This is a genomic window from Streptomyces camponoticapitis (genome assembly GCF_014646115.1).
Taxonomy (GTDB): Bacteria; Actinomycetota; Actinomycetes; order Streptomycetales; family Streptomycetaceae; genus Streptomyces; species Streptomyces camponoticapitis.
On sequence record NZ_BMMV01000006.1, the window covers coordinates 383037 to 391988 of the forward strand.

At 68.2% G+C, this 8952-nt stretch carries 9 protein-coding genes and 2 pseudogenes; 6 read left to right on the forward strand and 5 right to left on the reverse strand.

Annotated elements, in window-relative coordinates:
* Positions 1-128: 128 nt before the first annotated feature.
* Together IEY79_RS12465 and IEY79_RS12470 are read right to left on the reverse strand one after the other, a co-directional pair.
* Positions 129-719 (reverse strand): hemerythrin domain-containing protein, encoded by a 591-nt coding sequence (locus IEY79_RS12465; RefSeq protein ID WP_189107469.1) that lies wholly within the window; start codon positions 717-719, stop codon positions 129-131.
* Positions 720-904: 185 nt separating this feature from the next.
* The gene (locus IEY79_RS12470; protein ID WP_189107470.1) at positions 905-1552 is read right to left on the reverse strand and encodes a helix-turn-helix transcriptional regulator; all 648 of its coding nucleotides are present in this window, start codon (positions 1550-1552) and stop codon (positions 905-907) included.
* Positions 1553-1779: 227 nt separating this feature from the next.
* Between IEY79_RS12470 and IEY79_RS12475 the strand changes: the two genes are divergently transcribed.
* From IEY79_RS12475 to IEY79_RS12485, 3 genes and pseudogenes are all read left to right on the forward strand, one after another.
* Positions 1780-2169: a winged helix-turn-helix transcriptional regulator gene (locus tag IEY79_RS12475; protein WP_189107471.1), complete on the forward strand. Its 390-nt coding sequence runs from the start codon at positions 1780-1782 to the stop codon at positions 2167-2169.
* Positions 2170-2558: 389 nt separating this feature from the next.
* Positions 2559-3133 (forward strand): annotated as a pseudogene (locus tag IEY79_RS12480) (NADPH-dependent FMN reductase).
* Positions 3134-3300: 167 nt separating this feature from the next.
* The gene (locus tag IEY79_RS12485; RefSeq protein WP_189107472.1) at positions 3301-3672 is read left to right on the forward strand and encodes a DoxX family protein; all 372 of its coding nucleotides are present in this window, start codon (positions 3301-3303) and stop codon (positions 3670-3672) included.
* A 58-nt stretch (positions 3673-3730) separates the two neighbouring features.
* On the opposite strand, the gene IEY79_RS12490 is transcribed toward IEY79_RS12485, so the two are convergent.
* Positions 3731-4678 (reverse strand): alpha/beta hydrolase, encoded by a 948-nt coding sequence (locus IEY79_RS12490; protein WP_229700828.1) that lies wholly within the window; start codon positions 4676-4678, stop codon positions 3731-3733.
* A gap of 298 nt (positions 4679-4976) precedes the next feature.
* On the opposite strand from IEY79_RS12490, the pseudogene IEY79_RS12495 reads away from it, so the two are divergent.
* From IEY79_RS12495 to IEY79_RS12505, 3 genes and pseudogenes are all read left to right on the forward strand, one after another.
* Positions 4977-6059 (forward strand): annotated as a pseudogene (locus IEY79_RS12495) (acyl-CoA dehydrogenase family protein); the annotation flags it as partial.
* An 82-nt stretch (positions 6060-6141) separates the two neighbouring features.
* Positions 6142-6579, forward strand: a complete 438-nt coding sequence (locus IEY79_RS12500; RefSeq protein ID WP_189107475.1) for a Rossmann-fold NAD(P)-binding domain-containing protein — start codon at positions 6142-6144, stop codon at positions 6577-6579.
* A gap of 113 nt (positions 6580-6692) precedes the next feature.
* A complete protein-coding gene (locus IEY79_RS12505; protein ID WP_189107476.1) occupies positions 6693-6860 on the forward strand; it encodes a hypothetical protein in 168 nt (55 codons plus the stop codon).
* Between the two features lie 28 nt (positions 6861-6888).
* Here the strand turns inward: IEY79_RS12505 and IEY79_RS12510 are convergent, their stop codons facing one another.
* Both IEY79_RS12510 and IEY79_RS12515 read right to left on the reverse strand, forming a co-directional pair.
* Positions 6889-7632 carry an alpha/beta hydrolase gene (locus IEY79_RS12510; protein ID WP_189107477.1) on the reverse strand — a complete coding sequence of 248 codons (744 nt, stop codon included), beginning with the start codon at positions 7630-7632 and terminating at the stop codon, positions 6889-6891.
* Between the two features lie 209 nt (positions 7633-7841).
* Positions 7842-8771, reverse strand: coding sequence for a class I SAM-dependent methyltransferase (locus IEY79_RS12515; RefSeq protein WP_189107478.1), 930 nt, complete (start codon positions 8769-8771; stop codon positions 7842-7844).
* Between the last annotated feature and the right edge of the window lie 181 nt (positions 8772-8952).

Here is an 8952-nt window from a genome sequence, read left to right on the forward strand (position 1 = left end):
CCGCCGAGCAGGCCGCCGCATCCCCCGAAGTCTCATCAGACGTAGTGCGGAGGCGTGGCCGTGCCGTAGACCCGCTTGGCGTGCGAGGCGTACGACCGGCGGCGGAGTCGGGCCGTCACCGGCCACAGCTACGACGGCATCGACTTCGACATGATCCGCCGCATCTCGGCGTCCGAGTCGTACAGGGTGATCCCCATGATCTGCGGCAGCTTCGACTTCGGGATCTTCTCCACGCCGCTGTGCACCACGGCGTCCCACTCCCGCTGGGAGAGATAACCGTCGATCAGCGGGAGGACCTTCGCCTCTTCGAGGTCGAGATGCTCGTGCAGCGGCGGGAGCAGCCGCTCGGCCGCGTCCACGACGGAGTCGCGGTCCGCGGCGGAGCCGGTGCCGGCCCAGCGCTGTGCCGAGGTCTCCAGTTCCCGCAAGTGCCGGTCCAGTGACAGGTGTTGCTCCGCCATGGTGACCACCAGCGGCTCCAACTCGGCCGGGCAGCGCTCGTGCAGTTTGGGCCAGACTCCGTCGTCCTCGCTGGTGTGGTGGGCGTGCAGCTGGTTCACGATGAGCTGGATGTGAGCCGCGACCACAGCCGCGCGAGCGGTGTCGTCGGCCGCGACGGCGGAGACGACCTGCGGGAGCGCCCCGAATTCGCGCCGATAGGACACGTGCGCCCCTATCATGTCGCGGCTGTCCGCCCCCGCCTGGATTGCGCTGTTCATTGGTGTTCCTCGATCGGCGACCGAAGATGGCTGTCGTTCGTACGTCACGTGTTCAGGGCGGCGGCATCTCGACAGACCTGCTATTACTCGGAATGCCTTTACGTCGCGCCTGAACGTCTTTCTCAGTTCGGACGTTACCAGGGCTTCAACCACCACCCTTGAAATTGTCCGGCAAGCGTCATTGACTATCCGCGAAGCGTCTTCAAGGGCGTCTGCCCGTACCTGGCTTCGTGCGCGGCGGCGAATCGACCCAGGTGATGGAAGCCCCAGCGGCGTGCCACTGCCGCAACGGAATCGACGAGAGGGTCGGCGGTCCGTAGGTCTTCGTTCGCCCGGCGCAGCCGGACCTCGCGCACATAGGCCATGGGCGACATTCCCAGGTGCCGGCGGAAGCCCTTCTGCAGCGTGCGTACAGTGACGTCGCAGTGCGTGGCCAGTGCGGCGACGGTCCAGGGCAGTCCCGGATCGGATTCGATGAGGTCGATCGCCCTGCGTACGACGGGTGGCCTCGCGCCGGGCACCGGTGATCTGATGACCTCGGAGTGCGAATGTGTCGTCGCGAGCAGGAAACCGTTCAGAATGCTCTCCGCCAAGGGGGTCGCGACCAAGGGCTGCGAAAGGAGGGTGCCGGTGTCAGGCTTCGCGAGTTGGCGGTTGACCGAATACACCAGGTCGGCCCAAGCGCGGCCGAAGCCGCCAGAGAGATTCATGGTTGGCGTGAAGGCGATTCGGCCCGTCTCCCGGTCACCCGCCAGCCTTTCCAGCGCCGTGGCATTCGGCACGCGCCGGACAATCGGGCCGCCGTCCGGAGCTTCCCGCTCTTCAGCCTCCACCCCTCGCGAGAATCACCCAGGGCGAGACCGGGGTTACATCCAGTCATGCCCGTGTGCCACTCAAGGGCACAATGATAGGCTCATAAAAGTGTAGCAAGTGACGAAGGCAAAGGGTTCAGCTAAATAGTCACTCACTAAGCCACAACGGCCATGACGGAACCCAGGCCGCCGACCATACCGACCGACATTACACAGCGTCACACATAGAAGAGTTGTGGTGAGTTTCGATGACACACGGCAGTGATCACGGCGATCGCGAGGCCTGTCAGCAGGTCGACCAGGGCATGGCCCGGGTCTTCGACCTGTTCGGGAAGCGCTGGACCGGACTGATCGTCGCCGTGCTCACCCAGCAGCCGGCGTACTACGCGGACCTGCGCCGGGCCATCCCCGGCATCAGTGAACGGATGCTCTCCGACCGCCTGACCGAGCTGGCGACGGCGGGACTCGTACTGCGCGAGGTGGACGCGGGTCCGCCGCTGCGCGTGGGCTACGGCCTCACCGAGTCGGGCAAGGCCCTCGAACCCGCGCTGAAGGAGCTGCTGATCTGGTCGCGGGCGCATCTCGCGCCGAACGACCCCGAGACCGCGGCCGACATCGAGGCCTGCGGGCGGCCATGAGGAAGTGAGCCGACCAGCTCCCCTCCACCGGCCGGCCGAACGGCCGGCCATTCGCCGTTTATCTCCAATTCGCCCGCAAACAAGTGGACTTCAACGAGATCCACCTCCATCAGACAGCGCACCCCCTCACCCCTGCGCCCGGCGAGCAACCGCCGCGCGGCCCCTTGGCGCGCCCGGAACACACAAGACATCTGTTTGACCAATCGATTGTGTAGTGCCTACGATTGGTACTACGCAATGCTTTGTGTGTGGCGGCTGCCCGGACCCGGGCAGCCAAGGGGCTCATGCCGGCTGTGGCCGGTTTCGGGGGCCTCATCAGCCGACCCGCTTGGTCGACACCGCCACCCCTGGCGCATATTCACCCAGCTATTGATCGACAGAGGAACGACATGACCCGCATCGGGATCATCATCGGCAGCACGCGGCCCGGCCGGAACAGCGAGCAGGTCGCCCACTGGGTACACGCCCAGGCCGTGCAGCGCACGGATGCGACCTACGAGCTGATCGATCTGGCCAAGCACCCCCTCCCCCATCTCGACGAGCCGATGTCGGCGATGAGCGGGCGCTACCAGAACGCTCATACCAAGGAATGGGCCGAGGTCATCGGCTCCTACGACGGCTTCGTGATCGTGACGCCCGAGTACAACCACTCCACCTCCGGAGTGCTGAAGAACGCCATCGACTACCTCTACGCGGAGTGGAACAACAAGGCGGTCGGTTTCGTCTCCTACGGCGTCGCCGGGGGCGTGGCGCCGTGGAACACCTGCGGCTGGTCGCCGGTGAACTGATGCTCGCCGACGTCAAGACCAATGTCGCCCTCTCGATGTTCCACGACTTCGAGGGATTCAGCCGCCTGACGCCGTCGGAGACGCAGAACGCCTCTCTGGCCAAGATGCTCGACGAACTGGTCGCCTGGACCAACGCTCTCCAGCCGCTCCGCGAGGCGACCCTGCGAACCGTGTGACCTGCAGGGACCGCCACTCGTACGCCGGCCCGCCGAGACGGGCCGGCGTACACCCCGTAGTTGCGAGCGGTCTGCAGGAGCTGACGGGCCCGCCCCGCGCCTTGGCACCCGCCGCCGATGAGGCCGAACTTCCTCTCTCTCAGCCCTTTTCTTAAGGACACCACTTCGTGAATGTCTTCCTCTGGGTTCTGCAGATCCAGCTGGCGCTCATCATGTTCGGCGCCGGCGCCGTGAAATGGGCGCAGCCGTACGAAAAGCTCGCGAGCTCGATGAGCTGGGTCACCCACTACACCCCTCGTCAGATCAAGGGGATATCCGCGCTGGAGATGCTGGCCGCCATCGGTCTGGTGGTTCCTGGAGCCGTCGACATCGCGACCGTACTCACGCCCCTGGCGGCCACCGGTCTGGCGCTGCTCATGGTCGGTGCGGCGTTGGCCCACACGCGAGAGCACGAGAGGGCGAACGCCGCCGTCAACGTGCTCTTCCTCGCCCTCGCGGTGGTCATCGCGTGGGGGCGATTCGGTCCTTATTCATTCTGACGACCGCCATGGCGCGCTGTCGGCGGGTGAGGGGGCGTCCCCTCACCCGCCGAGGCGTTCACAGCGCTCGCAGCACCCGGATGCGGTCCGTCTTCATACGCTGGGCCACCGCGCTGTCGAAGGCGATGGTCTCGAAGGCGTGCGGCACGGACGCGTGGACGTGGAGTTCGGCAGTGACTCCGGCGGCGGTCCGCCGCGCGTAGTCGATGTCCTCGTCCCGGAAGATGTCCAGTTCGAGAGCCTCCATGTAGAGCGGAGGCATGCCTGCGGCATCCCGCATCCGCGCCGGGGCCGCGTACGGCGACACGTCGGGGCCACCGCGGGCATCACCCAGCAGAGCCTGCCATCCGGTGATGTTGTCGTCGTAGGACCAGGTGATGAGCCCGGCGAGCGCCGGGTCGGGGCTGGTGTTGCGGTCGTCGAGCATCGGATAGAGCAGGATCTGCCGGGCGATCGGCGGCCCGCTCCTGTCACGCGCCAGCAGGGCCAGGCCGGCGGCCACCCCACCACCGCCGCTGTCCCCCATGACCGCGATACGAGCCGGATCGACACCGAGTTCCGCCGCGCGCTCCGCGAGCCAGACAAGTCCCGCGTAGGCGTCCTCGACCGGCGTGGGGTGCGGATGCTCCGGAGCGAGACGGTACTCGACCGACAGGAACGGGACTCCACTCGACGACACGTAGCGGGAGACCGTTCCGTCGTACAGCGCCACACTGCTGGCGATCATGCCGCTGCCGTGGAGGAAGAGCACGGCCGAGCCGGGCTCGGCCCCTTCCTTCGCGTACCAGCGCAACAGCAGCTTCGCCCCGTCGGCGGCGGTGGTCTCGAAATCCCTGACCTTCACATCGTCAGGTATCGGCTGTGCCACATCGAGCTGGGCGTGGACCGCGTCCACGACGGCCCTGCGGGTCGCCACGTCCCCGACCGGCGCGGAGGCGATCTCCACCGGCCCGCCGAAGAATTCAGCCGGGGCTGCGAGAACCTCAGGATCCCGGGAAAATGACACGTACGCGCCTTTCTTGTGAGGCGCCGGCACCTTGTCCCACATTCGGTGCGACTGCCGACACCTGTTGATCTACGGAGAAACCAAGAGCCCGTGCGGACTTGAGGAGATCCCTACGGGACGTCCTGGGCGGAACTCCCTCACCTGCGGGAGATCGGCACTCGTCCAGCGGTGCGAAGGCGGCCCGTCCGTAAAGCCGGACCGGGGGACACCACGACGGGAGATGTCTGACAAGTCCCGAAAGTTGACCGTCCGTAGAGGACTGGACACGGTCGCATTCCCGAGCACCCGGAGGTTCCCCATGCCGGCCACCCACGAGGTCACCAACCAGGTCCCACCCGTCATCGGCCGTGACCTGTCGACCTTTCCCGCGCTGCTGGAGGGCCTGCGGCGGGAAGGCGCGGGCTGGGCCGAGCAGGAGGTCCGCGACCTCGGCCTGCGGGCCGGAGGGGAGCAGGCCCAGACCTGGAGCAGGGTCGCGAACGACCACACACCGGTGCTGCGCACCCACGACCGGTATGGCTTCCGCGTCGACGAGGTCGAGTACGACGAGGCGTACCACCAGCTCATGCGCGTCGCCCTCGGGGCGGGCCTCGGCGGCACGGCCTGGGCGTCGGACCGGCCGGGGGCCCATGTGGCCAGGGCCGCCAAGATGATGGCGTGGAGCGCGACGGACTTCGGCAACCTCTGCCCTGTCGCGATGGTGTACGCGGTCGTCCCGGCGCTGCGGACGAATCCCGAACTGTCCGCCGCCTACGAACCTCTGCTGACCACCACCTCCTACGATCCGGACCTGCGCCCCCCGGAGGCGAAGAAGGCTCTGATCGCCGGGATGTCGATGACCGAGAAACAGGGCGGCTCGGACCTGCGGGCCAACACGACCACGGCCTCGCTCCAGACGGACGGTCGGTACCGGCTCACCGGGCACAAGTGGTTCACCTCGGCGCCGATGTCCGACTTCTTCCTCACCCTGGCGCAGGCGCCGGGAGGGCTGTCCTGCTTCCTGGTGCCAAGAGTGCTGCCCGACGGCACCCGCAACGCGATCTCGCTCCAGCGGCTGAAGGACAAACTGGGGAACCGGTCCAACGCGTCGGCCGAGATCGAGTACGACGGCGCGCTCGGTCTGCTGGTGGGCGAGGAGGGCCGTGGCGTACCCACCATCATCGAGATGGTCAACGTGACCCGCCTCGACTGCTCCCTGTGGGCCGCCGCGGGCATGCGAACGGGCACCGCCCAGGCTCTGCACCACGCCACCCATCGCAAGGCGTTCGGCGACCGGCTGATTCACAAGCCGGCCATGGCCAACGTGCTCGCCGACCTGGCGCTGGAGTCGGAGGCGGCCACCACCGTCGCCCTGCGGCTCGCCGGCGCCGTCGACCGGGCCGCGCGAGAACGTCGGACGCCTGATGTGGTGGCTGTCCCGGATTGCCCGGGGCGGTGATGTTCCGGCCCCCGGCCCCGCGGACATGAGCTTGCAGTACATCGACGTCCGCGACCTCGCCACCTGGACCCTGGACGCGGTCGAACGCGGGCTCAGCGGCCCGTACAACACGGCGAGCGAATACGGCCACGCCACCATGGGCCGGCTCCTGACCACCTGCGTCGAGGCGACCGGAAACAAGGCTCGACTGCGCTGGATCGATCCGGAGGACATCGCCGCGGTCGGGGTTACGCCCGACGCCGAGCTGCCGATCTGGCTGCCACCGGGGGCGTACCACGACGCCATTTTCAGGGGGGATGTGACCAGGGCGTACGAAACGGGGCTCCGTTGCCGCCCCGTCGAGGAGACGGTGAGGGACACCTGGCACTGGATGCTGAGCCCGGAGGGGCAGCGGACGCCCTTCCCGAACTACCGGCCCATCGGGCTGGATCCGGCGAAGGAGGAGCGGCTTCTGCGGCGGTGACGGGCGGGGGCGCGCGCGCCCGCGTGTCGGCCTGGCCCGCAGCGCCCGCGGAAACGGTCGCGAAGCCATCGCCACCGCCGTCGCCCTCGCCCTCGCCATCGGCATCGCCGACCATGGCGAACGGGCCTGCCACTCCCGGTCGATGTCGCCGCCCCGACCGGCCGGCACCGTGGACGGCCGGTACCGCCGCGATCGGGGCGGGTGTGCATCTGCGGGGCGCCGTCATCGAGTTGGGCCGGGCCCAGTTCTCGATGAGAGGCGTCCTGGCCGACGCCGCCTAGCGTCGGCTGTCGGCCTGACGGCCCGGCCTCACTTCAGGTGCCGGGCGAAGAACCGAGCCCCGGTGTCGAGCTCGAACCGCGGGACGCCGGTGTGCCCGCCGAGATTGGCGTGCAGGGTCTTCTCCTTGGAACCGAAGGCGTCGAACAGGTCCAGGGCCGCCTGCCGGTCGTTCCCTTCGTCGTCCCACTGCAGCAGGACGTGCAGGGGAATGGTGACCTGGCGGGCCTCCTCGAACATGGCGGCGGGCACGAGACTCCCGGCGAAGAACCCGGCTGCCGAGATGCGCGGCTCGACCACCGCGAGCCGGATGCCGATGGAGATCACTCCCCCCTCGTACCCGACCGGGCCGCCGATCCCGGGCAGCGAAAGGAGGGCGTCCAGGGTGGCCTGCCATTCCGGGACCGCCTCTTCGACCAGCGGCAGGACGAGGGCGTCGACGATCTCGTGGCCCACCGGCTCGCCGGCCCGCATCGCCCGGCGCAGGTCGGCGCGGGCCTGCTCGGCGGCGGCCCAACGGGGCCGGTCACCGCTCCCGGGGAGCTCGATGGTAGCCGCGGCGAAGCCGTACTCCGCCGCGTAGTACCGGGCCCGCCCCGCCAGCCGCGGGTACATCTTGCGCAGTCCGAGGGGAGGGTGGCCGATCAGGATCAGCGGCGCCGGTGCGGATACGGATGCGGATACGGGTGTCCACAGGATGCCGGGGATCTCGCCGAGGGTGAATTCGCGTTCGAGGACGCCGTCGCCGAGGGGCAGTTCGGAAGTGAATAGCATGGTCGTGCCTTTCGGGAGTGCTCTGAAACGGCGCTCCCGGACGACCTATCGCCCGACCGTGACCCCGGAGGGAAGCACCCATGTCGATACTGTGTTCACGGGTACCACCTCCTCGTTCTCTCGCACGGCCTCCGGAAAAGTAGCAGCGGTCTCCGTGGTCCGCCAACGGGTTTTTCGGGTCTCGCTCCACCTCCGCGGCGCTGTGGACATCACCCCTGATCCGCCGTGGGCGCCGGCCGAGTGGCGCTCCCGGTCAACTCGAAGTGCCAGATGATCTCCACGGGTACTCCAGCATTGGCCGCTGCCGCGGCCTCGGGCACCAGGTCGGCCAGGCTCCACGGCCAGACCTCCCACGGACCCACCCCGGGCACCCGTGGCGGATCTCGCACCTCGGACGGCTCCGGGAGCGGGATGAGTGGTTCCTCGCACCGTCGTACCTGGAACCCGGCCGGAAGCGCGGCACGCAGATAGTCCCCAACCGGATGACGGTAGGTCTCAAGGCGCCCCGGCGTCCCGTCGGGCAGGCGCACCGATGGAACCGAGCCCCGCGCCACCCGCTCGTGGTGAATGTCGGAGATCACCAGATTCCCGCCGGGCCGCAGCACCCTGGCGAACTCCGCCATCACCGGCCGCAGATCGGGAACGTGTGTCAGTGCCAGACAGCAGACGACGAGGTCCACGTCGTCGTCTGCCACGGGCAGCCGGGACAGTTCGCCGAGACGGAATTCGCCGCCGGGCACGCGAACGCGTGCCCGGTCGAGCATCTCCGGTGAGCTGTCGACCCCCAGTACCTGGTGGCCACGCTCTGACAGCACAGCCGCGATACGTCCGGTGCCGCACGCGGCGTCCAACGAGGTGCCCGTCGGCAGACCGTCGAGCATCTCCTCGATCACCGGCTCGTCAAAGGCGAAAGCCGTGTTGGGGCCGTCATACGTCCGCGACCACATCTGATATCCGTCGACCGTGCCGATCCGGGCGACCTCGACCGCCGCGTCCACCAGCGACTCGTCGTCGAGCAGGGCCCGGACCTCGGCGACGCGAGCCTCGACGAAGGCCCGGTCGTACTCACCGGTGAACGACCGCAGCAGCGCGAGGCCTTCAAGACCCAGGACGTAGGCCAGTGGATTCTCGTAAATCACGTCACGCGACGTTAACGACCCTCACGCGACAACGCCATTGAGTTACGGACGGCGAGGAAGCCGTAGATACCGGTCCGGAAGCGGACGTCGCACAACTGGCTCAGGCAGTTGCCAGGTAGGCGGTGAGGCCGTCGAGGAGCATGTTGCTGCCGAATTCGGACTGGTCGCGCTCCTCGGCGCT